The 21,415-nt window shown below is 75.3% G+C and carries 22 protein-coding genes and 1 tRNA gene; 12 read left to right on the forward strand and 11 right to left on the reverse strand.

Translation table 11 applies throughout. From position 1 onward, the window contains the following. The first annotated feature begins 248 nt into the window (after window positions 1-248). Window positions 249-551, forward strand: a complete 303-nt coding sequence (locus tag CFLA_RS15820) for a DUF6959 family protein (RefSeq protein WP_013118346.1) — start codon at window positions 249-251, stop codon at window positions 549-551. A 222-nt stretch (window positions 552-773) separates the two neighbouring features. Here CFLA_RS15820 and CFLA_RS15825 read toward each other — a convergent pair. Continuing rightward, window positions 774-858 (reverse strand) — tRNA-Ser (locus CFLA_RS15825). Between the two features lie 87 nt (window positions 859-945). Next, on the reverse strand, window positions 946-1,584 hold the full coding sequence (locus CFLA_RS15830; protein WP_013118347.1) for a TetR/AcrR family transcriptional regulator: 639 nt from the start codon (window positions 1,582-1,584) through the stop codon (window positions 946-948). A 93-nt stretch (window positions 1,585-1,677) separates the two neighbouring features. On the opposite strand from CFLA_RS15830, the gene CFLA_RS15835 reads away from it, so the two are divergent. The 3 genes from CFLA_RS15835 to CFLA_RS15845 all read left to right on the forward strand — a co-directional run bounded on the left by CFLA_RS15835 (window position 1,678) and on the right by CFLA_RS15845 (window position 3,902). Next, window positions 1,678-2,964 (forward strand): glycosyltransferase, encoded by a 1,287-nt coding sequence (locus CFLA_RS15835; RefSeq protein ID WP_013118348.1) that lies wholly within the window; start codon window positions 1,678-1,680, stop codon window positions 2,962-2,964. Between the two features lie 78 nt (window positions 2,965-3,042). Beyond that, entirely contained in the window at window positions 3,043-3,570 is a 528-nt protein-coding gene (locus CFLA_RS15840) for a mycothiol transferase (protein ID WP_043599157.1), read from the forward strand. A 35-nt stretch (window positions 3,571-3,605) separates the two neighbouring features. Continuing rightward, window positions 3,606-3,902, forward strand: a complete 297-nt coding sequence (locus CFLA_RS15845; protein WP_013118350.1) for a DUF1905 domain-containing protein — start codon at window positions 3,606-3,608, stop codon at window positions 3,900-3,902. A 17-nt stretch (window positions 3,903-3,919) separates the two neighbouring features. On the opposite strand, the gene CFLA_RS15850 is transcribed toward CFLA_RS15845, so the two are convergent. Continuing rightward, entirely contained in the window at window positions 3,920-4,141 is a 222-nt protein-coding gene (locus CFLA_RS15850; RefSeq protein ID WP_013118351.1) for a PLDc N-terminal domain-containing protein, read from the reverse strand. Between the two features lie 132 nt (window positions 4,142-4,273). Here CFLA_RS15850 and CFLA_RS15855 point away from each other — a divergent pair, with 132 nt between their 5' ends. Beyond that, a complete protein-coding gene (locus CFLA_RS15855; RefSeq protein WP_013118352.1) occupies window positions 4,274-4,759 on the forward strand; it encodes a hypothetical protein in 486 nt (161 codons plus the stop codon). Window positions 4,760-4,847: 88 nt separating this feature from the next. On the opposite strand, the gene CFLA_RS15860 is transcribed toward CFLA_RS15855, so the two are convergent. After that, the gene (locus CFLA_RS15860) at window positions 4,848-6,719 is read right to left on the reverse strand and encodes a M48 family metallopeptidase (protein WP_013118353.1); all 1,872 of its coding nucleotides are present in this window, start codon (window positions 6,717-6,719) and stop codon (window positions 4,848-4,850) included. 302 nt (window positions 6,720-7,021) lie between these two features. On the opposite strand from CFLA_RS15860, the gene CFLA_RS15865 reads away from it, so the two are divergent. The 4 genes from CFLA_RS15865 (at window position 7,022) to CFLA_RS15880 (ending at window position 9,414) form a co-directional block, all read left to right on the forward strand. Beyond that, a complete protein-coding gene (locus tag CFLA_RS15865) occupies window positions 7,022-7,225 on the forward strand; it encodes a cold-shock protein (RefSeq protein ID WP_013118354.1) in 204 nt (67 codons plus the stop codon). A 293-nt stretch (window positions 7,226-7,518) separates the two neighbouring features. Further along, window positions 7,519-7,884: a PadR family transcriptional regulator gene (locus CFLA_RS15870; RefSeq protein WP_013118355.1), complete on the forward strand. Its 366-nt coding sequence runs from the start codon at window positions 7,519-7,521 to the stop codon at window positions 7,882-7,884. Beyond that, entirely contained in the window at window positions 7,881-8,630 is a 750-nt protein-coding gene (locus CFLA_RS15875) for a hypothetical protein (protein WP_013118356.1), read from the forward strand. The genes CFLA_RS15870 and CFLA_RS15875 overlap by 4 nt, the downstream gene beginning before the upstream one ends. A gap of 55 nt (window positions 8,631-8,685) precedes the next feature. After that, window positions 8,686-9,414, forward strand: coding sequence for a hypothetical protein (locus CFLA_RS15880; RefSeq protein WP_013118357.1), 729 nt, complete (start codon window positions 8,686-8,688; stop codon window positions 9,412-9,414). A gap of 4 nt (window positions 9,415-9,418) precedes the next feature. On the opposite strand, the gene CFLA_RS15885 is transcribed toward CFLA_RS15880, so the two are convergent. Genes CFLA_RS15885 through CFLA_RS15895 form a run of 3 tightly spaced genes read right to left on the reverse strand, consistent with a single transcriptional unit; the run spans window position 9,419 to window position 12,263 of the window. Next, window positions 9,419-10,720: a lysophospholipid acyltransferase family protein gene (locus tag CFLA_RS15885; RefSeq protein ID WP_013118358.1), complete on the reverse strand. Its 1,302-nt coding sequence runs from the start codon at window positions 10,718-10,720 to the stop codon at window positions 9,419-9,421. Then, entirely contained in the window at window positions 10,717-11,652 is a 936-nt protein-coding gene (locus CFLA_RS15890; protein WP_013118359.1) for a phosphatidate cytidylyltransferase, read from the reverse strand. The genes CFLA_RS15885 and CFLA_RS15890 overlap by 4 nt, the downstream gene beginning before the upstream one ends. Next, window positions 11,649-12,263 (reverse strand): CDP-alcohol phosphatidyltransferase family protein, encoded by a 615-nt coding sequence (locus CFLA_RS15895; protein WP_013118360.1) that lies wholly within the window; start codon window positions 12,261-12,263, stop codon window positions 11,649-11,651. The genes CFLA_RS15890 and CFLA_RS15895 overlap by 4 nt, the downstream gene beginning before the upstream one ends. Before the next feature lie 136 nt (window positions 12,264-12,399). Here CFLA_RS15895 and CFLA_RS15900 point away from each other — a divergent pair, with 136 nt between their 5' ends. Both CFLA_RS15900 and CFLA_RS15905 read left to right on the forward strand, forming a co-directional pair. Next, on the forward strand, window positions 12,400-12,696 hold the full coding sequence (locus CFLA_RS15900) for a hypothetical protein (RefSeq protein ID WP_013118361.1): 297 nt from the start codon (window positions 12,400-12,402) through the stop codon (window positions 12,694-12,696). Between the two features lie 37 nt (window positions 12,697-12,733). After that, entirely contained in the window at window positions 12,734-13,438 is a 705-nt protein-coding gene (locus CFLA_RS15905) for a LytR C-terminal domain-containing protein (RefSeq protein WP_013118362.1), read from the forward strand. Between the two features lie 119 nt (window positions 13,439-13,557). Here the strand turns inward: CFLA_RS15905 and CFLA_RS15910 are convergent, their stop codons facing one another. Then, window positions 13,558-14,922 (reverse strand): uracil-xanthine permease family protein, encoded by a 1,365-nt coding sequence (locus tag CFLA_RS15910; RefSeq protein WP_013118363.1) that lies wholly within the window; start codon window positions 14,920-14,922, stop codon window positions 13,558-13,560. A 192-nt stretch (window positions 14,923-15,114) separates the two neighbouring features. On the opposite strand from CFLA_RS15910, the gene CFLA_RS15915 reads away from it, so the two are divergent. Further along, window positions 15,115-16,545 carry a glycosyltransferase 87 family protein gene (locus CFLA_RS15915; protein WP_013118364.1) on the forward strand — a complete coding sequence of 477 codons (1,431 nt, stop codon included), beginning with the start codon at window positions 15,115-15,117 and terminating at the stop codon, window positions 16,543-16,545. Here the strand turns inward: CFLA_RS15915 and CFLA_RS15920 are convergent. From CFLA_RS15920 to CFLA_RS15930, 3 genes are read right to left on the reverse strand one after another with little or no spacing between them, the layout of a single operon-like run. Next, window positions 16,471-18,585: a glycosyl hydrolase gene (locus tag CFLA_RS15920; RefSeq protein WP_013118365.1), complete on the reverse strand. Its 2,115-nt coding sequence runs from the start codon at window positions 18,583-18,585 to the stop codon at window positions 16,471-16,473. The genes CFLA_RS15915 and CFLA_RS15920 overlap by 75 nt on opposite strands. Next, the gene (locus CFLA_RS15925; protein ID WP_013118366.1) at window positions 18,582-19,313 is read right to left on the reverse strand and encodes an HlyD family efflux transporter periplasmic adaptor subunit; all 732 of its coding nucleotides are present in this window, start codon (window positions 19,311-19,313) and stop codon (window positions 18,582-18,584) included. The genes CFLA_RS15920 and CFLA_RS15925 overlap by 4 nt, the downstream gene beginning before the upstream one ends. After that, complete coding sequence (locus CFLA_RS15930) at window positions 19,310-21,172, reverse strand: glycosyltransferase family 2 protein (protein ID WP_013118367.1); 1,863 nt, start codon at window positions 21,170-21,172, stop codon at window positions 19,310-19,312. The genes CFLA_RS15925 and CFLA_RS15930 overlap by 4 nt, the downstream gene beginning before the upstream one ends. Window positions 21,173-21,415 lie beyond the last annotated feature (243 nt).

The raw sequence follows: 21,415 nt of genomic DNA on the forward strand, positions 1-21,415 counted from the left end.
CACGCGGGTGCGGGGCGTGTCCGGCGGATTGCTCCGGCGACCGGGCGACCTGTGCTGGACCACCCAGGTAACGACCGCCCACGCCCACGCGCGGACACGAGGGCGCTGCACCGCCACCGCATGACGCCCGTCGTCCGACACCACCGGGAGACCGACCTGATCCACCGGGCCGCCCGGTCGCGTTCGACCCGGCAGTCGCCCTGAGGGCCGGGCCCGACCGGCGGCACCACGCGCGCTACGGTCGCCGCATGGACGCGCACCCCGAGCCGACGCCGCCCGAGGAGCCGGTGAGCGTGCTCGCACGTGACGGCAACCGCGCCGTCGTCCACCTGCCCGGCCGACGGTTCCCCGCGCTCGCCGTCCAGGGCGACACCCTCAGCACGCTGCGCGACGACGCGGCGGAGGCCCTGGAGCTCCTGGCGTCCGCCGAGGTCGAGGAAGCGACGGAGACGCTGCGCCTGCTCGTCGACGACCTGGGAGAGCTCCTGGGGTTCTACGAGCAGGTGCTCGGCGACCTCGGCATGCAGCTGCCGTACGTCCGCCGCGCCTGAGAGCGCGAACGCGTCCCGGCGGTCAGCGCTCGAGCCCCCTCGCGAACCCCTCGACGGCAGCAGAAGCGACGACGGCGGCCTGTCGTCATGGCGGACGTACGCCGGCAAGGGGCCGGTCCCTCCCGACGAAGACCGACCCACCACTCGGGCCCGAGGACGCGACGCCGTCGACGACGAAGGGCCCGCACCCGCATCGCTGCAGGTCGCGGGCCCTTCGGGCGGCGGAGGATGGGGGATTCGAACCCCCGAGGGCGTTAACCCAACACGCTTTCCAAGCGTGCGCCATAGGCCACTAGGCGAATCCTCCTGGGTGCCGCGAGCCCGCGAGCGGGCGCGCTGCGGACAGGAGTCTAGCGGAGGTCCGCCCCCACCCCGACGCACGGGGCGCAGGCCGTCACGCGCGCGGCAGCGCCCCGCCCATGACCGCGAGCGTCGACGTCGCCGTCCACTCCACCCACCGCTCGCGCGTCCAGCCGCGATCCTCCACGAGCCGGCGCCACGACTCGTGCGAGTACAGCAGCTCGACGACGTCCAGCACGTGCTCGAGGTCGAAGGGTCGCGGCAGTCCGCGTGTGGTGAGCAGTGCCAGCAGCCCGCGCATGTCGGCGCGGCGGCGGTCGCACATCGCGACGTACTCGGCGTGGACGTCCGGGTGCGCCCCGGCGGCGACGACGAACGCCTCCCACAGCCGCGCCGACCGCGCGTACGCGTCGGCGACGAACGCCGTGGCCGTCCGCAGCAGCACCCCCGGGTCGCGGGCGTCGGCGACCGAGGCCGCGATGCCCTCCCCCAGGCTGCGCTCGCCCTCGACACCTGCGAGGACCAGCTCGAACGCCCGCACGAGCAGCTCGGGGCGCGGCCCCTCGTCCGCGACCGCCTGCTCCGGCACCCCTGCACGGCGCGCGATGCGCCGCACGGTCGCTGCTCCGTAACCGACGGCCTGGACCTCGGTGGCGACGGCCCGTAGGACGCGCAGCCGCATGGGCTCCTCGTGGACGGCCGGCGGCGCACTGCGGGAGGTGTCGGACGTCACGTCGTCCCTCCCGTCGAGGTGGTGCGGTGCTCCGCGGGTTGCTGCACAGCCTAGGGTGCGGTGAGCAGCGCCGACACTCGTCCCGGAGGTCCCGTGCCCCCCACCACCGTCGTCGCGGCGTGCCCCGTCCACGCGCACGTCGCACCCCTGCTGCCCGTCGCCCGGGCGCTGGTGGAGGCCGGGCACCGCGTGCGCTTCCTCACCGGTGAGCGGTTCCGCGACGCCGTCGAGGCCACGGGCGCCGAGCTCGCGGTCCTGCCGCCCGACGCGGGCGTCGACGAGCGCCGGCTCGACATCGACCACCCGGAGCGCGCCGGGCGCACCGGTGTCGCACTGCTGCGCTGGGACCTGACGCACCTGTTCGTCGCGCGGCTCGGCGCGCAGGCCGCCGCGCTCGACGCGCTGCTCGACCCGACCGTGGGCGCGGTGGTCTTCGAACCGCTGTTTCTCGGGGCGTACGTGGTGACGGCGCGGCCGCGCGCGTCACGCCCGCGCACCGTGGCCGTCTCGGTCTTCCCGTCCACCCTGCCGCACCCGGGCGTGCCACCGTTCGGGCCGGGGCTCGCACCGCTCCCCGGCCCGCGTGGGCGGGTCCGGGACGCGCTCGTGCGCACGGTCGTCGACCGCGTCGCGCTCGCCGGGCCGCAGGCGGCGGTGCGGCGGGCGATGCGCGCGGCGGGCGTCCGGCCGCACCCCGGGACGCTGTTCGCGTGGCCGCGCAGCGCCGACGTCGTCGCGCAGCTCACCGTCCCGGGGTTCGAGTACCCGCGGCCGCGTCTGGGCGACGCGTTCCGGCTCGTCGGCCCCGCGGGCGTGCCACGCCCGGGCGTGACCCCCGTCGACCCCGCGTCGCTGCCCGACTGGTGGGGCGACCTCGACGGGCGCACGGTCGTGCACGTCACGCAGGGCACGGTCGCCAACGACGACCTCGGGCAGCTGCTGCGCCCGACGCTCGACGCGCTCGCGGACGAGGACGTGCTCGTCGTCGCCGCCACCGGCGGGACCCCCGTCGAGCGGCTCGGGCCGCTGCCCGGCAACGTGCGCGCCGCGCCGATGGTGCCGTACGCCGCGCTGCTGCCGCGCACCGACGTCATGGTGACCAACGGCGGCTACGGCGGCGTGCACTGGGCGCTCGCGCACGGTGTGCCGCTGGTCGTCGCGGGCAGCACCGAGGACAAGGCGGAGGTCGGGGCGCGCGTCGCGTGGAGCGGCGCGGGGGTGCGGCTGCGCGGGAAGCGCCCGACGCCCGCGCAGGTCCGCGACGCCGTCCGCACGGTGCGCACCGACCCGGCGTACCGCGCGGCCGCGGCGCGGCTGGCGCAGCAGATCGCGGCGGCCCCGGGGGTCGCGGGGATCGTCGCGGCGGCCGAGGGACGCTGAGCGCGCCCACCCGGGCGGCCTCGGCCCGCCCGGTGCCTCGCCGTGCGGGTGGGGTCCGCCCGCCGTAGCGTCGAGCGCGTGACGGGAACGGGTGCGCGCCAGGTGCTGACCGACGGGTTCGGGCGGGTGGGACCGGTGGTCCGGGCCGCGCTCGAGGGCACGGGGTCCGCCGCCCGCACGTGGCGTCCGACGCCGCGGGCGACCACGCTCGCGTGGCTCGCCTGGCACGTCGCCCGCGTGCAGGACGCGCAGGTCGCGCCGCTGGCGGGCACCGAGGAGCTGTGGACGGCCGACGGCTGGGCCGAGCGGTTCGCCCTGCCGTTCGAGCACACCGCGACGGGCTACGGGCAGTCGCCGCAGGAGGTCGCGCTCGTCGACCCCGCTCCCGACCTGCTGCTGGGCTACCTCGACGCGAGCACCGCGCAGACCCTCGCGTACCTGCAGCGCGTCGAGGACGACGACCTCGACACGGTCGTCGACACGTCGTGGGACCCGCCGGTGACCCTCGGCGTGAGGCTGGTCAGCATCCTCGACGACTGCGCGCAGCACGCCGGGCAGGCGGCCTACCTGCGCGGGCTGCTGCCGGACGACGTCGCCCATCGCTGACGCCGCGTGTCGGCGGCGCCCGCTACGGTCCTGGCGTGGCGGAGTTCGAGGTCGACGCACCCCTGTGGCTCACGGACAACGGCTCGTGGGTGTTCCTCTCCCTGCCGTTCGACCTCGCGGACGAGATCGACGACCTCACGCGGGGCCGGCAGGGCGGGTTCGGCTCGGTGCGCGTCGAGGTGACGCTCGGCCCGTCGACGTGGCGCACGTCGCTGTTCCCGGCGAAGGCGCAGGAGACGTACGTCCTGCCGGTGAAGAAGGCGGTGCGCACGGCCGCCGGCGTCGCACCGGGCGACGTCGTGCACGTGCGGCTGCGCCTCGTCGACGCCTGACGGTCCGGGTGCGACGGTCAGGCCGGCAGACGGCCCTTGGCGAAGTAGGCGAGCGGGCCCACCCAGTTGACGAGCAGCGCGAGCCCCCACGCGAGCTTCGGCCCGTTGACCTGCTCCGACGGGCGCTTGGCCAGGTCCCGGAACGCCGCCGCGGCGAGCGCCACCTGCCCGGCCCCGACGACGACGACCGCAGCACGCTGCCCTGCGCTCATGTCACGCCACTGCTTCTTCTGCGCCACCGCGACCTCCTCGCTCGGCCCACCCCGGCCCGGACGCCGGCCGGTCACCCCATCGTGCACCCGCACGAGCGGGCGCGGCAGGCCGTGACGTCCCGCACCGCGCACGTGGCCGGGCACCCGTAGCCTGGCGTCATGGAGCTCACCCTGGGTCTCGACGAGGCCCTCACCCTGGCGCGCGCGGCCGACGTGCTGCCGCCCGCCGTCACCGACGTCCGCGGTGAGGACCGCCTCGTGCGTGCCCAGGTCAAGGTGCACGAGCTGCCCGGCGTCCCCGGTGCCGTGCGCATGGCGACGCGCATGGCCGGGCCCGTCGACGTGCGCGTCGAGGACCGTGGCGTGGCGGGCCGCACGTGGCGCGTCGCCGTGGTCGCGTCGCACCCGGTGCTGCGGATGGACCTGAGCCCGTTCGTCACCGATGCGGTGCGCGGACAGCTCGCGAAGCTGCCGGCGGGGGCCGCCACCGTGGCGACGCAGGACGGCGCGACGGTCGTCGAGGTGGACCTCGACCGCCTCGGCCCGCTGGTCGGCGAGCTGCTGCCCGCGGCCCGCGGCCTGCGCCTGCGCGTCGACGACGCCGCGCTGGGCTCCCGCCTGCACCTGAGGGCGACCATCGCCTGACGCCACCGGCGAGGTCGACGGCAGAGCGTGAGGGTTTGCCGTCGTCCTGCGACGGCAACCCCTCACGCTCGTGCGGTGACCGGGGCGGTCAGGGCGTCGTCGCGAGCGAGTGCAGGTGACCGACGAGGACCTCCTGCGAGCCCTTGACCAGGTACTCCCCGGACCAGCGCTCCTTGAGCACGAGCCGGGAGCCGTCGTGCAGCTCGACGGTCGCGTGCACGGGCGACTGCCGGTGGACCGTGGCGGTGCGGACCTCCTCGTAGGGCACGAACCGGTGCACCTGCGCGAGCTGGTGGACCGGCACCGCCTGCACCACCCCGAGGATGCGCGCCTTGCCGCCGTCCGTCTTCTTGGGGCAGGGCACCAGCACCAGGCCGCGGTCGAGGACGACGACGTCGTGGTCCGTGCCGTCGACCGCGACGTTCGCCAGGCCGGCGAGCACCTGGGCCCCGTGAGCGGTCGCGCGTTCGTGCACCTGGCCCACGGCCCGCGGGTCGACGCCGAGCCCGGCGAGCCACGCCCGGACGTGCTCGACGCCGCCGGGCCGGGCCGCGCGGTCCGCCCACGCGGTGAGGTCGGGCTCGTCGCCCTCCCGGTCGCGCAGCGTCGCCGGCCCCGCCCACTCGAGGCACCAGCGGGCGGCGCCCCCGGCCACGAGCGCGGCGCCCAGCACGGGCTCGAGCGCGCCGGCCAGGGGGTGCGGGGGGCGCTCACCGGGTGCCGCGACCATCAGCCGCCGCGGGTCGATGCCCAGCTCGCGCGCCAGGTCGTCGCCACGGCCCTGCTCGACGAGCTCGAGGACGGTCCCGAGCGTGGCGCGCTGCACCCCGGCGAGCCGGCCGGCGGCGCGGTGCACGGCGTCGGCACGGCGCTGCTGCGCGGCGGCGGCCATCGGCGGGACGAGCTGGTCCCACGGCAGGCGCTGCCGGTCGGCGACGTCGAGCACCTCGTCGGCCAGGTGCGCCGCCACCACGTCGAGGTGCGGCACCAGCACGGACGCCGGGCGGTCGTCGGGCTGTGCCGGGACGTCGGGCAGACGGTCCATGGCGACGACCCGCTCACCGATGGGCGGGTGGCTGTCCCAGCGGCTGCCCTGCTCGCCCGCGGGACGCTCGCGCACGGAGCCCAGCTCCTGCGTCCGGGCCGCGAGCAGCTCGCGGAACCCGCCGAAGAACGCGTCCGACGTGGGCGCCAGTCCGATCTCCCACCCGGGGGCCACGTAGCAGTCGAGGTAGAAGTCCCAGGCCGCGTCGATGACGAGCACCTCGCGGAGCGCGGACTGCGCGGTCGCGCGCCCCGCGGCGCGCACCGACAGCGCGTCGGCGGCGAGCTCCTGACAGCGGCTCGTGGCGGCGGAGACGAGCAGGTAGAGCTTGCCGTACTGCCGTAGCAGCCAGCCGGCGACGGACCCCGAGAGCTGGGCGAGGGTCGCAGCGATGACGGCGCGCCCGCGGTGGACGACGACGGACAGCCGCGTGTCGTCGTGCGAGTAGTGCCCCAGCTCGTGCGCGAGCACCGAGCGGAGCTGCCCCACGGTCAGCCCGTGCAGCAGCGGGACCCCGAGGACCATGCGGCGGGTGCCGCCGACGAGGCCGAGGAGACGCGCGTCCTCCCAGACGCCGGCGTTGACATCCGGCGCGAGGCGGATCTCGTCCGGGCCGCGCGTGCCGGTCAGGCTCGCGAGCTCGTCGACGATGCCCCACAGCTCCGGGGCGTCGGCGCGCAGCAGCACCGGGCCCGTGGGCTGCGGCGGGCGCGCACGGGCGACCTTCCACAGCGCGACGACCAGACCGCCCGCCGCCGCGAGGGTGACGAACCCGAGCTTGCCGGCGACGACGCCGGTGCCGGCCTCCATGGCCAGCACCGTGAGCGCACCGAGGCCCACGACGACGGCGAGGGCGGCGACGTAGAAGCCGCCCAGCGTGACGACCGCGACGAGCGCGCGCAGCCTGGTGCTCATGAGGCCTCCTGGGCTCCCCTGCCGGGCGCAGGTGCGCCCGTCCGCGCCGGAGCGTAGCGCTCGGTGCGGGTGCGGCGAGGGCGAACGCCGGAACTCGTGGACAGCGTTCTCGCCGGTCAGCCGGACGGACGCCGGGTGCAGGTCCGAGCGGCTGAACCCCTCGCGCACGCGCGACCCGTGAGGCTACGCTGTACCACGAAGTCGCAGTGCATTGTTTGTCCCGTTCTCCGGAGCGGACGACGACCACCGTGATTCACCGGTCCCGGTCGTCGGGTCCGTAGTAACCGCATGAGGAGAATGACGTGCCCACTGGCATCGTGAAGTGGTTCAACGCTGAGAAGGGCTTCGGCTTCATCGCCCCCGAGGACGGCGGCCCGGACGTCTTCGTCCACTACTCGGCCATCCAGACGCAGGGCTACCGCTCGCTCGAGGAGAACCAGCGCGTGCAGTTCGACGTGCAGGCCGGCCCCAAGGGTCCGCAGGCCTCGAACGTCACGCCTGCCTGAGCAGACGAGCTCACCGAGCCCCACGGGCTCACCGAAGGGCGCTCCGACCACCGGTCGGGGCGCCCTTCGCCGTTCCCGGCCCCACCCACCCCCTCAACCCCGCCGAGCGGAACACCGGTCACGCTTCGAGCGCCCTTTCGGTGAGTCGGGTTCCGGTCGACGGCCCCACCCACCCCCTCAACCCCGCCGAGCGGAACACCGGTCACGCTTCGAGCGCCCTTTCGGTGAGTCGGGTTCCGGTCGACGGGGTTGGGTAGGTTGTGTGGCTTGCTAGTCAGGCGTACTGTCTAGTCATGGCCACGAAACAGCTCGTCGACGCGGACACCGCGTGGCCCGGTGACTGGCTGCGCGGCGTGCTGTCGCTGTGCGCGCTGCGCGTGCTGGCCGACGGCCCGACGTACGGCTACGACATCGCCCAGCGCCTGGCCGCCGCCGGACTCGGCGAGATCAAGGGCGGCACGCTCTACCCGCTGCTGGGGCGCCTCGCCGTCGCCGGCCTGCTCGACGAGGAGTGGCGCCCCGGCGACGGCGGCCCCGGGCGCAAGTACTACGCCCTCACACCCGCCGGACGCACCCACCTGCGCGACGAGAGCGCGCGGTGGTCGCGCTTCGCCGACCTCACCCAGACGTTCGTCACGAGCCCGGAGGCCGACCGATGACGGAACCCACCGACCTCGCCCCCCACGTCGAGCCGTCGTGGGCCGAGGCCCTCGTGCTGGAGCTACGGCTGCGCGACGTCCCGGGCGACACGATCGGCGACGTCCTCGCCGAGGTCGACTCGCACGTCGTCGACTCCCGCACGCCCGCGCACGTCGCGTTCGGCGACGCCGTGGCCTACGCCGAGCGCATCGCGGAGACCGTCGCGAGGCCCGCACCGGACGACCTGCGGGCTGCCCTGCCGACCGCCCTGGGCGCCGCCGCGCTCGTCGTCACCATCGACGCCGCGGTCGAGTGGTGGCGCGACGGCACCTTCGAGCTCACCGGCGGCACGCTCGCGCTCGCGCTCGGCACCGTGCTGGTGGTCGGCGTCATTGTCCGGTTCGGCACACCGCTGCTGCGGGTCGCCGTCACGGCGCCCCTGTGGCGGACCGTACCCGCGCTGGTGGCGGTGATGGCCGCGCTCGTCGGGCTGGGAGTGCTCGGGCGGCAGTGGCACCTCGTCACCCTCCCCGCCGCGCCCGTCGCCCTGGCCGCGCTCGCGACGGTCGCGCTGACGGTGGTGCTGGAGCTGCGCGCCGCCGGCGACGTCGACCCGCTGCTCGCGCCCGGTGCGGACCGTGCAGCCGCCGAGGCCACCGCCCGTCGCGAGGCGCACCGCCTCCTGCTGCGGCTCGCTGGTGTCCAGGCCGCGTACCTCGTGCTCGTCCTCGCCGTCGTCCTCGGTGTCCTGCGCCTCGGCACCTGACCCCGGCGCGACCACGCACCCACCCGCCCACCCGGCCCCGAGCACGGAGGACCCCATGACGGCACCTGCGCACACCCTCGCCCCGCACGTCGAGCCGGCGTGGCGCGACGCGTTCGTCGTCGAGCTGCGCATGCACGACGTCCCCGGCGGGGCGATCGGCGAGGCCCTCGGCGAGGTCGAGGCCTACTGCGCGGACTCCGGCGATGACGCCCGCAGCGCGTTCGGTGAGCCGGCCGCGTACGCGCGTGAGCTCGCGGCGGCCCTGCCGACCCGCCGGCGCAGGCCGCTGCGCGACATCGCCGCCATCGTGACGCAGACCGCCGGCGTCATGGGGGTCGTGTGGTCGGCACCACCGTGGCTGCACGGCGAGGACCTGGTGGTCGGACGGGGCGCGGCGGTGACGGTGGCGCTCATCCTGCTCGTCGCTGTGATGCTGTATCTGGCTCCCCCGCGGGTCCTGAGCTGGTTCACCCGGGCCCGGTGGTGGCAGGCCGGGATCGTCGGCACGGCGGTGACGGGGGCGCTCGCCGCCCTCACCGCACTCGTCCCGGACGCCCCGATGGCGGCACCGTCCGCGTCGCTCGTCGTGGTCAGCGCACTGCTGCTCGTCGCCGGGGCCGTCGCGCTCCACCTCAGCGGCGCGACCGACGACCCGATCCGCACCCCGGACGACGCCGATACCCCGCCCACGCCACGGTCTCGGCTCACGTCGCTCGCCCTGAGCGTCGCGCTCCCCCTGGTCGCCGTGCTCGTCGCCGGCGCGCTGTCCCTGCTGCCGCGCTGAGTCGTCAGCGGCTCCAGCGGCGCACGACGGCCGCCAGACCCACCGCGAACGTCGCACCCGCGACGGCGAGGTACGGCCCGTAGAACCTGCGCAGCACCGGGGCGGCGGCGCCGGCCGTCGCCCCGACCACCGCGCCGACGGCCAGCGAGCGCGCGCCCCGCGCCCCGAGCGCGTGCAGCGCCAGCGGCCCGACGGGCACGCGCGCCGCACCCGCCTCGGCCGCGTACACCTTGACCGGGACGCCGTTGAGCGCCTGCCGCCAGATGCCCCGCGCACCGGCCGCGGCCAGGTCGGCAGCGGCCCGCGAGCGCATCGCGGGCGTCGTCAGCGGCGCGGGCGGGCGCGCGCCGCGCGCCGTGAGCGCGCGAGTGACGAGCACGCCGGCGACGGACCCGACCGCGAGGCAGCCGGCGGCCGGCAGCACGCGGCGCGGGTGCGACGCCGCGACGAGGACGAGGTACATCTCGGAGGTGACGGGCAGGCTCACCGCCTCGGCGAACCCCCAGGCGACGGCGCCGACCATGCCGGCCGGGCCGGACATGACGTTGCGGAGCACCCGCCACGTGCGGGAGCGCGACGGCACGGGCGGGCCGGCGGCGAGCATGCCCTCGATCTGCGCGACGAGCGGCCGCATGTCGGTGAGCTCGTGCGGGTTCACCGGGTGCCCGACGCGGACCTCCACGGGCCCCGGGGTGAGCCGCCCCTTCTTCGCGAGCAGCTCGCGCGTGCCGACCACCGCCACGGGCAGGATCGGCACGTCGAACTCCTGCGCGATGCGCAGCGCCCCGCTGCGGAACCGGCCCAGCCGGCCGTCCGTCGAGCGCGTGCCCTCGGGGAAGACGAGCAGGCTCGACCCGCTGCCGAGCACCTGCGTCGCGCCCTCGATGAGCGACTCGTACCCACCGCCGCCGTGCCGCTGCACCGGTACCGCGCCGATCGCGAGCTTGAGCACGCGCGCCTTCCACGGCTTGTCGAACCAGTAGTCCCCGGCCGCGACGACGACCGGCTTGTACGGCGCGGGGAACGCCGCGATGAGCGCCGGGGTGTCCGCGTGGGACTGGTGGTTGGCGACGACGACCATCGCCTCGTACGGTGCCGAACCGACGACCCGGAAGCCGCCGACGAGGTGGAACGTGGTGCGCCACAGCGTGTGCCGCACGGCGCCGGCCAGGTTGAAGCCGGGCGGCAGGCCGACGCGCCGGCGCAGGCGCTCGAACGTCTCCGCGGGCGTGCGGTGGTGGGCCTCCTCGGCCTGCTCCGCAGGGGTGCCGGGCGCGTCGGTGGCGCCGGGCCGGTCCGCGCTCACGCGAGCACCCACGCGAGCGGCAGGACGAGCAGCAGCGAGTCCACCCGGTCGAGCAGCCCTCCGAAGCCGGGCAACCACGTGCCCGCGTCCTTGACGCCCGCGCGCCGCTTCACCATCGACTCCACCAGGTCACCTCCCACGCCGCCGAGCACCACCGCCACCACGAGCCCGAGCGAGACCGCACCCAGGACGACCAGCACGATCGTGCCACCCACGGCCGCGCCCACCAGCCCGCCGACCGTCTTGCTCGGGCTCAACGGCGACAGCGGGCGTCGCGCCCACGCGAACCGCCTGAGCCCCCGCCCGCCGCACCACGCGGCGACGTCGGTCGCGGCAGCCGCGAAGCACAGCAGGAACGCGTCGGACCCGACGAGCACGAGGTGCGCGAGCGACCAGCACAACCAGATCGACCCGAACGCCGCACCCGTCGCCCGCTCGACGCCGCGCTCGACGTCGCCCGTGAGCACCGCGGGCACCGCGCACAGCAGCGCGACGAGCGGCACGAGGGCCAGCAGGTCGGGCTCGAGCCACGCGGCGAGCGGGTACACGACCGCGAGGACCAGCAGGAGGGCGGTCTCGGGGCGCGGCAGCCGGGTCATCGTGGCGAACTCGCGGACGGCCTGCAGCGCGAGGAGCGCCGCGAGCAGGGCCGTGGGGCCGGGCCCGAGCCACATGGGGATGCCGATGACCGGCAGGATCAGCACCCACGTCGTCCAGCGACGTCGCAGCTCCGGCGTGCGGGACGCGAGGACGGGCACGGCGGCGACCGCGAGGATCCCCGCGGTGAGCGCCAGGAGGAACACCGCCCGACCGTCGAGGTCGACGTGCCGGCCGCCGAGACTCAGGTCGAGCGCGTAGGCGGTGCGGTCGAGGCCCGTCCACGCGGCGAGCGGGTCGAGCACCCCGGGACGCTGCGACGGGTCGAGGCTCACCCGGCCGCCCCCGCCGCGAGCGCGGCGTGGACGCGACGCGCGCGCACGACGCTCGTCAGCAGCGAGCCCACCACGACGACCACGGCGATCCCCGGCAGCAGCGACGGCACACCGGCGGCGAGGACCGCGAAGGCGCAGCGCTCGGTCTTGCCGAGCGGGCCGCCGTTGAGGCGCGGCGCGCCGGCCCCGGCCCCGGCGAGCGACACGAACGTCGGCAGCGTCGCGGCCAGCGCCGCCACCAGGACCCAGGCGAGCGGCGTCAGCCCGGCGACGGCGTCACCGCCCGCGCGCACCGCGAGCACGGCCAGGCCCGCGAACACCAGGAGGTCGGACGCGCGGTCGCCCACCTCGTTGAGGACGAATCCCCAGGGGCGTGCGACCCCGCGCGCCCGGGCGACAGCGCCGTCGAGGTTCGCGCCCGCGAGGCGCGCCGCGAGCAGCAGCAGCGCCGGCGGCCACCACCCCAGCGCGATCGCCACACCCGCCCCCAGCGCGGCCGCGACCCCCACCACCGTGAAGACGTCCGGCGACGTCCCGCGGGCGACCGCGCCGGCGACGAACCGGTGCAGCCGCCGGGTGTACCAGGGCTTGAGCGCGTACAGGGACGGCATGGCCGCGACTGTACCGACCGGGCGGCACGCCCGGGCCGGCTCCGTCCACAGGTCCTCCGGCTGCCGCACCGACCGCCCGGGTGACGCGCGCCGGACGGCCCGCGGACCCGCCCCGTGCACCCTCTACACTCGGGCCGTGATCTTCAAGGCCGTCGGCGAGGGGCGCCCGTACCCCGACCACGGGTTGACGACGCCCGCGCAGTGGGCGGACGTCCCGCCGCGGCAGGTCCGGCTCGACCTCCTGGTCACGACCAAGCGCACGCTCGACCTCGAGGCGCTGCTCGCCGAGGACTCGACGTTCTACGGGGACCTGTTCGCCCACGTGGTGGAGTACAAGGGGATCATGTACCTCGAGGACGGGCTGCACCGGGCGGTGCGGGCCGCGCTCCAGCAGCGAGCGCTGCTGCACGCCCGGGTGCTGGTGCTGACGTGAGCGCGTGGTGGCGCCGGTGGGTGGAGGGCGGGACGTCGTGAGCGACTACGAGCGGGCGCGAGCGCTGCGCCGCCGTCACATGCACGAGCGCCAGGCGGTCGTGTTCGGTGTGCTGCTCGCGTGCCTGGCGGTCGCCGGCCTGGGTGCCGCGGCCTTGTACACCGACAGCCTCTCGCTGCCGTTCCTCGAGCGGGAGTTCACGGCCGTGCCGACCGTCGACGCGGTCGCGGACGCCACCTACTGCCCGCCCGAGGGCGCGATGCCCGTGCCCACCGACCAGATCACGGTCGACGTCTACAACGGCGCCGGGATCGGCGGGCTCGCCGGGACGACCGCGGGCCAGCTCGCCGAGCGCGGCTTCGTCATCGGCGTCACCGAGAACGCGCCGGCGGACCTGTCCGGCATCGCGCGCATCATCTACGGCCCGGCAGGCAGCGCCGCGGCGTACACGCTCAAGGCCTACGTGGACGGTGCGGTCCTGCAGAACGACCCGCGCGAGACGGCGGAGGTCGACCTCATCATCGGCAAGGACTTCCCCGGCCTGGTGCCGCCCGAGGCGGTCCTGCTCGACCCGGCGGTGCCGCTCGAGGGCCCCGAGGGCTGCACGCCCTTCGCGGAGCTGACGGCCGCCGCGGAGCAGGCCGCCGAGACGCCCGCGGGCGAGGCTCCCGCGGGCGAGGCTCCGGCGGGCGAGGAGGTCGTCGGCGAGGACGCCGGGGCCGAGGGCGGCGCGGAGGGCTGAGCGCCCCCACGCGTCGCGCGCAGACCCGCGACGCGCGCGGACCCGCGACGGCGCGCGCCGGCCCGACGACCGTGCTCGCCCGGGTCAGTGCGTCCCGGCCCGGGTCAGTGCGCCCCGGGTCAGTGCGTCCGCTCCTCCTCGACGCGGTCGCGCGTGAGCTCGTCCCCGCCGGGCACGGACGCGGGCGTCGCGGGCTCGTCGTGCGTCCCCCGCCACCGCGCCACGACCCGCATGAGGTGGTAGAGCCCGATCGCGACGGCGGTGCCGATCGCGATGCCCTCGAAGCGCAGGTCGCCGGCGGTCCACGTGAAGTTCGCGATGCCCACGATGAGCGCGACGGCCGCCGGCATGAGGTTGACGGGCGCGGAGAAGTCGACGCGGTTCTGCACCCAGATCCGTGCGCCGAGCAGGCCGATCATGCCGTAGAGCACGGTCGCGGCGCCGCCGAGCACGCCCGCGGGGATCGTGGCGACGACGGCACCGAACTTCGGTGACAGCGCGAGCACGAGCGCGGTCGCGGCAGCGACCCAGTAGGCGGCCGTCGAGTACACGCGCGACGCGGCCATGACGCCGATGTTCTCGGCGTACGTCGTCGTGCCGGACCCGCCGCCGACGCCCGCGAGCGTGGTCGCCACCCCGTCCGCCAGGAGCGCGCGGCCGACGAGCGGGTCGAGGTCCTTGCCGGTCATGGCGGCCACCGACTTCACGTGGCCGACGTTCTCGGCGACGAGCACGAGGACGACGGGGAGGAACAGGCCGAGCACGCTCGCGTCGAACGTCGGCGTGACGAACGGCGGCAGCCCGACCCAGGCGGCCTCGCGGACGGCGTCGAGGTCGACCTCGCCGCGCAGCAGTGCCACGGCGTACCCGACGAGCACGCCGACGAGGATCGACAGCCGCCCGAGGATGCCGCGGAACAGCACCGTGACCAGGACGATCGCGAGCAGCGTGACCGTCGCGGTCACGGGGGCGGCGCGGAAGCCGCTGCACGAGCCGTCCTCGCCGCACGACCCCCACGCGGCGGGCGCGAGGTTGAGGCCGATGAGCGCGACGATCGTGCCGGTGACGACGGGCGGCATGAGCGCGTCGATCCACCCGGTGCCCGCGAGGTGCGCGACGACGCCGACGGCCGCCAGTGCGAGGCCCGTGACCAGGATGCCGCCGACCGCGACAGACTCCCCGCCGCCGGCCGCCGCCGCGGTGACGGGTGCGATGAACGCGAAGCTCGAGCCCAGGTAGCTGGGCAGCCGGTTGCGCGTGACCAGGAGGAACACGGCCGTGCCGAGCGCCGAGAAGAACAGCGTGGTCTGCGGCGAGAAGTCCGTGAGGAGGGGCACGAGGAACGTCGCGCCGAACATCGCGACGACGTGCTGCATGCCGATGCCGATGGTGCGCCCCCACGCGAGGCGCTCCTGCGGCGCGACCACCTCACCGGGTGACACCGTCCGCCCGTCGCCGTGCACGGTCCAGCCCCAGCCGCTCATGTGCGCTCCTCGTGTCGCGTGGTCGTCGCCCACCCGTCGCGAGGGTAGCGACCACGGCGCGGGAGCGGCAGGGACGGACGTCCGGTGCACGACGTCCGCGGTGGTGCCGGTGCACATGTCCCGTCTCGTCCCGTGTGCGGGCGTCCTGGCGTAGCCTGTCGCGGCACCGTCACACCGAGGCAAGGGGCATCGATGTCCGCACCGTCGGGGGCACCGCATCGCACCGGACCCGGACCGCTCGCGCGGGCCGTGCCACCGGAGCAGTGGCGCACCCCGCTCCTGTGGCTCGCGTTCGTCCTCGCCCACGCGTGGGTCGCCCACGTCGGGCTCAAGGTGTGGGACTGGACGCTCGGCGACCTCGGGATGTACCGCTGGTGGGCCTACATGGCGTTCTTCGACGGCAGCTGGCCGGTCGTCGACTACGAGTGGGTCTACCCCGCGGGCGCCGTCGTGCCGATGCTCGTCGGGGGGTTCGCCGGGCTCGACGACGGCGGCCACTACTACCTGGCGTGGCTGGTGCTCGTCGCGGTGCTGAACGCCGCGGCGGTCGGTCTGCTGCTGCGCCGCCCGCGCGGACGGGTCGCGGCGCTGTGGTTCGTCGGTTTCGTCGCCCTGCTGGGTCCGGCGGGCCTGGGGCGTCTCGACGGGTTCGTCGCGCCGCTCACCGTCGTCGCGCTCCTCGTGGCGCTCTCCCGCCCCCGGGTCTCCGCGGCGCTGCTCACCGCGGGCGCCTGGGTCAAGGTCGCCCCCGGCGCCTCGGTGCTCCCCCTGCTGCTCGCGGCGCGCCGGCCCCTGCGCGACGTCGTCGCCCCCGCCCTCGCCGTGTGCGCGCTCGTGGTCGGGACGGTGGTCGCGCGCGGTGGCGCGGCGCACGTGCTGTCGTTCGTCACCGCGCAGGGTCAGCGTGACCTGCAGATCGAGTCGGTCCTCTCGACGCCCTTCCTCGTCTGGGGGCTGTGGTCCGACCAGGTGTCCCGCGCCTACGACGACCAGATCTACACGTTCGAGATCAGCGCGCCGGGTGCGCGGGCCGTCGCCGACGCCGCCACGCCCGCGCTGCTCGTCGCGGTGCTCGCGCTCACGGTGCTGCTGTGGTGGGTGCGCCGTCGCGCGGGTGAGCGCCTGTGGACCGACACCGCGCTGCGCACCGACTTCGTCGTGCGCGGCGCGTTCGCCCTCACGCTCGTGCTGCTCGTGACGAACAAGGTCGGCAGCCCGCAGTTCACCGCGTGGCTCGCCCCCGCGGTGGCCGTGGCCCTCGCGCTCGGCCTGCCCAGGTGGGGCGTGTCGGCGTGGGGGGTGCTGGCCGTCGCCGGGGCGACACAGCTCGCGTACCCGTGGAACTACGACAGCATCGTCGGGGGTGTGCCCGCTCCGACGTTCCTGCTCGCGGCGCGCAACCTCGCCGTGGTCGTCCTGCTGGTCGTCGCCGTGCGGCAGCTCGTCCGGCTGACGGCGCCGGCGGACGCCGCCGGGGCGCGGAGCGACGCCGCCGTACCGACGGACGGGAGCTCGCCGGCGGCCGGGGAGGGTCCGGCCGCCGACGGGTCAGGCGCCGTGGGCCGCGAGCCAGGCGAGCAGGTAGGCGCGGGAGCTCCCGTCGTCGATCGAGGTGTCGGGTAGCGCGACCGCGTCGTCCCACGCGTCGGCGGCCTCGTCGGGGCCGGCGAGCGCGCGGTACATCAGCAGGTAGTCGCCGAACATCACGTCCGGGCCGTCGGGGGCGGCCTCCGCGACCGACGCCAGGATCTGCTCGGGCTCGACGTCCACCGCGAGCCAGTCCGACGCCGGGTTCATAGGGATGAGCAGGATGCCGAGCATCGCGCTGGGCTCGGCGCTGAACCACGTCGCCCAGTCGCGCTTTCCGCCCCACGTGAGGGCGACGACCCGGTGCTCGTACCCGTCCATCACGGGGTCGTCGAGATCCGGGTCCGTCCAGTAGTCGCGTGCGGACGCCGCCTCGGTGGACGCGAGCCACGTGGCCTGCGTCAGCAGGTCGTCCTGCCCGGACACCTGCGCCCACAGGCCCAGGCCGTTCCACGCGTTGACGGCCTCGGAGGCGGACTCCTGGTTGTTGCCGTCGGCGAACGGCGACGTGCCGGACGCCCAGGCGTGGCCCGCGTACGGGTCGAACGTCCGCAGCTGGGGCAGCGCGTCGGACGGCTGGGCCGCCGCGACGTCGGCCGCCAGCGCGTCCATGACGGGCCGCAGGTCGTCGACGAGGTCCGGGTCGTCCGCTCCCAGCAGGCCGGCGGCGGACAGCAGGTAGCCGTAGTGGAAGTGGTGGTCGTTGAGCTCCTCGGACCCGAACGACGGGGTGCGCCCGACGACGGACCGCGCGGCCTCGTCGTAGACGAAGCAGCGCGCGGCGCGCTCGTCGCAGCCCGTCGGTTCGGACCACTCGCGCAGCGCGTCCGCGACGCGGGTGCGCAGCCCCGCCACGCGGTCGTCCGCGCCGAGCTGCTCGCCCAGCACCACCAGGGTCGCCGCGCGGTACAGGTCCTTCCCGCCGAAGTACGTGTCGGCGTCGAACACGTCGGTCGCTGCCACGTCCTCCTCGACCTGCGCGACGATCGCGGCGCGCCGCTCGTCGTCGACGTCGTCGAGGTCGAGCGTGCCCGTGGGGCGCAGGGTGGGCGCGAACGACGTGAGCGTCGAGCCCGCGCACAGCTCGAGCGTGCCGTGGACGCTGCGGTACGTGCCGAGGCCGCACCCCTCGCGCTCCGGCTGCTCGCCGGTGGTGTGGTGGCGCATGAGGACGTGGGCGCTGGGCGTCGCGCGGGCCGTGCGGTACGTCAGCGTCGTGCGGGCCACGTCGTCGTCCACGCCGTAGGTGACGTCGACGCCGACGACAGGGTCGACGGCGGCGGCCGCCAGGACCGCCGCGGCGTCGTCGGACGGGTCGTCGGGCAGCGCGTACCACGCCGCGGTGGCACCGGCGGGCAGCGTCAGGGCACCGCCGGCGAGCGAGCCGTCCGACACCGCCAGGCCCCACGTCGTCCCGCCGAGGTCGCCCGTCGTGACGCCGTCCACGAGCGCGTCGAACCCGTTCCCGGCACCGACCTCGACCTCCTGTGCCGCCGTGAACGAGACGAACGGCGAGCCGGCCGCCACCGTGACGTCCCCGAGCGCGTCGCCGCCCGCGTCGAGCAGGCGTGCCGTGACCGCGACCGGGTCCGCGGCGACCACCTGCGAGGACGCCGCGCCGACGTCGACCGTGACGGCAGGGACGTGGGGCCCGACGACCGCCCGCTCGCTCGTCACCGGGTCCGGCAGGCCGATCGTGAAGCCGCCGTCCGTGAGCGCAAACGACAGGGGCAGCGGGAAGACCGGCAGCGGCTCGTCGCCGAAGACCAGGCCCGAGTACCAGCGGTTCGACGGCGGCGTGAGACCCTCGGCGAGCCGCGGGGCGTGGACCTTCGCGTCGTCGGCCTGGGTGAGCGCGCTCGTCAGCGCCGCGGTGTCGACGTCCGGCGGCGGCGCGTCGTCAGGGCCGACGAGCGGTGCGGCCGGCGCACCCCCGGGGCCGCCCGCCGCGGGGGCGATCGTCCCCTGCGCCCACGGGCGGGCGACCAGGAGCGCGACCGCGACGAGCACGACGACCACGCCCGCCGCGACGAGCACGCGCGGCGTGCCGAGCCGGACCGTGCGGTCCGCCGTCACCCGAGCAGCCGCTCGACGTACGTGCGCACCTTGCCGGCGACGGTCGTCACGACGCCGTCGTTCGACAGCGCGACCTGCACCACCACGGGCGTGCCTGCCGAGACCAGGCCGTTGCCGGCGCCGTCGACGAGCTCGTCGCTCGCCACGCGCACGACCGCCTGCGCCTGGCCGTTGGTCGTGGTGACCTCGACCTGCTCGACGTTGCCCTCGAGGACGTCGTCGTTGGGCAGCGTGATCGTCACGTCGGCGCCGTCCGGCAGGCGCGCGTACTCCTTGGCGGTGAGCGTGTACTCGCCCTGCACGTAGAGCGTGTCCGCGCGCTGCACGGTCGCGAGCGTGACCGCCGACGGCACGAACGTGCCGCGCTTGGCCGCCAGCCCGGTGACCCGCCCGGCGCCGCTCGCGAGCACGACCAGGCGGCCCTGGTCGTCGAGCTCGGTGAACTCCGGCGGGTCCGTCACCAGGCCGTGCGCGAGGTCGTACGTCAGACCCGCGGAGTCGATGACGAACAGCGGGTCGCCCTCGTCGACCTCGTCGCCCACGTCGACGAGGTGGTCGGCGACGAGCCCGGCGTACGGGCTGCCGACGTCGTACGTCTCGGCGAGGATCTGCGCCGAGTCGCTCGTGGCGCGACCCCGGGTCTCGTTCAGCTGGTAGGTCGCCAGGGCGGCGACGACGAGCACGAGGATCATGCCGGCGAGCAGTCGCAGGCGGCTGGTCCAGGTCATGACTGCACCTCTCGGTCGGCGGGGGCGGCGGCAGGCCCGGCGGGCCGCTCGACGCCGGCGGGGCGGGGCGCGTCTGCTGCGGGGCTGTCGGCCCGCAGGAGCTCGGCGCGCTCCAGCAGACGGGCCGCGGGCGTACGGGCGTCCTCCAGCTCGAGCAGGACCGCGTCGGCCGCGAGGTCGTCGACGGCTCGGTCGTGGGTCGCGAGCGCCCGCTGCCGGGCGCGCGCCTCGGCGCGTCCGCGGCGCCCCTCGCGCCACGCGGTCACCATGAAGCCGCCCAGGATGACCGTGTTGGTGGCGTTCCAGGCGAGCGCGAGCGTGAACACGCCCGACGTGTACGTCTTCCACGCGGCGACCACGGTCGTCAGGAGCAGGAACTGGAAGAACAGCACCTGCGGCACCATGAACGCGAACGGTGAGCGGTACGCGCCCTTGCGTCCTGTGACGTGCCACGCCTGCTCGCGGCGCAGCACCGCGTTGACCAGCGCACGCACGTAGATCGGGAAGGACACCGACGCGAGCAGCAGCACCTCCCACCGGAACGACCCGAGCGTGTAGAACGCGAGCAGGATCTGCAGCACGTAGAACCCGGCGTAGTACAGCGCCCACGTCGCGGGCGTGATGGTCAGGTCCATCGGGGACAGGTCGAAGTAGATCTCCAGCGGCGGCACGAGCAGCAGCAGCAGCGGGGCGATGCCCGTCAGGTAGTGCGTCGCCGTCACGAGGTACTGGATGCGCTGGTCCATCGTGAGGTTGCGCTTCCGGGACAGCGGGTTGTGCGTGAGCATGATCTCGAAGCCGCCGGTCGCCCAGCGCAGCTGCTGCTTGGTGTACGCCTCGACGGTCTCGGGGGTGTCGCCGACCGCGAGCGTCGTGGGGATGTAGACCGTGCGCCAGCCGCGCTCGTGCAGCATGAGCGACGTCCACACGTCCTCCGACTTGGAGTCGGTGTAGATGCCACCGATCGCGTCGACCGCCGACCGCCGGTAGATGACGTTGGTGCCGACGCAGAACGCGGCGTTGAACCTGTTCCGGCCTGGCTGCACGAACCGGTAGAAGACCGCCTGCATGTAACCGGCGCCGCGGCTGATGACGTTGTCGTAGTTGCCGTACGTCTGCGGCGTCTGGACGAACGCGACGTCCTGCGTCGCGAAGAACGGCACGGTCTCGTGCAGGAACCCGGGCCGGGGCACGAAGTCCGCGTCGAACACCGCGAAGTAGTCGCCGCGCGCGAGGGACAGGGCGTGGTTGATGTTGCCCGCCTTGGCGCCGCCGCTGGACAGCCGGCGCACGTAGCGCGCACCGAGCTCGGCGGCCAGGTCGCGCACGTCGTCGGAGCGGCCGTCGTCGAGCACCCACGTGTGGTGCCTGCCCTGGATCCGCAGGGCCGCGGTGACCGTCCGGCGGATGGTCTCGAGGTCCTCGCCGTACGTCGTGATGAAGACGTCGACCTCGACGGGGCGGTCGTCCATGTACATCTGCCAGCGCCACGGCTCGTGCTCGGCGCCGTCGCGGATGATCTCCGCGAGGTCGTACAGCCGCTCCTGCGAGTGATGGAACGTGAACCCGCGGGGGTTCCAGCCGGCCGAGAGCACGGTCCACATCGCCAGCAGGGCGTGGGCGACCAGGACGGTCTCGGCGACGATGACCAGCACGTACGGCAGGAAGTCACCCCGGTTGGCGGGGTTCAGCAGGAACGCGGCGTACACGACGATGCCGGCCGCGGCCAGCAGCACCAGCAGCACGAGCGACGGGCTCTGGGTGGCCTCGTTCTCGGGCGAGCGGGTGCTCTGCGGGCGCAGGCGGGTGTCGTCGGTACGGCGTGGGTCGAGGATCAGTCGGTCGAAGGTCGTGGCCACGTTCGCCCCCCAGGTGCGTCGGCTCGGCTCGCCGTCGGACCGGGTGGACCGACGTCGTACGACGGCCTCGTTGGCGCCTGGTGCACGGGGGCCGACGGCCGGTGGTCCCGTCCGTGGCCGGTCCCCCGTGGATGACCTCGAAGGTACGAGGGGCCCCGGGAGGTGTCATCCGAGACGAGCGTCCGGGTCGGCGGTGCGGGCGGCCCACGGGCCGTCCGCACCGCCTCAGGACCGCGTCCGACC

The organism is Cellulomonas flavigena DSM 20109 (assembly GCF_000092865.1).
GTDB classification, from domain to species: Bacteria; Actinomycetota; Actinomycetes; order Actinomycetales; family Cellulomonadaceae; genus Cellulomonas; species Cellulomonas flavigena.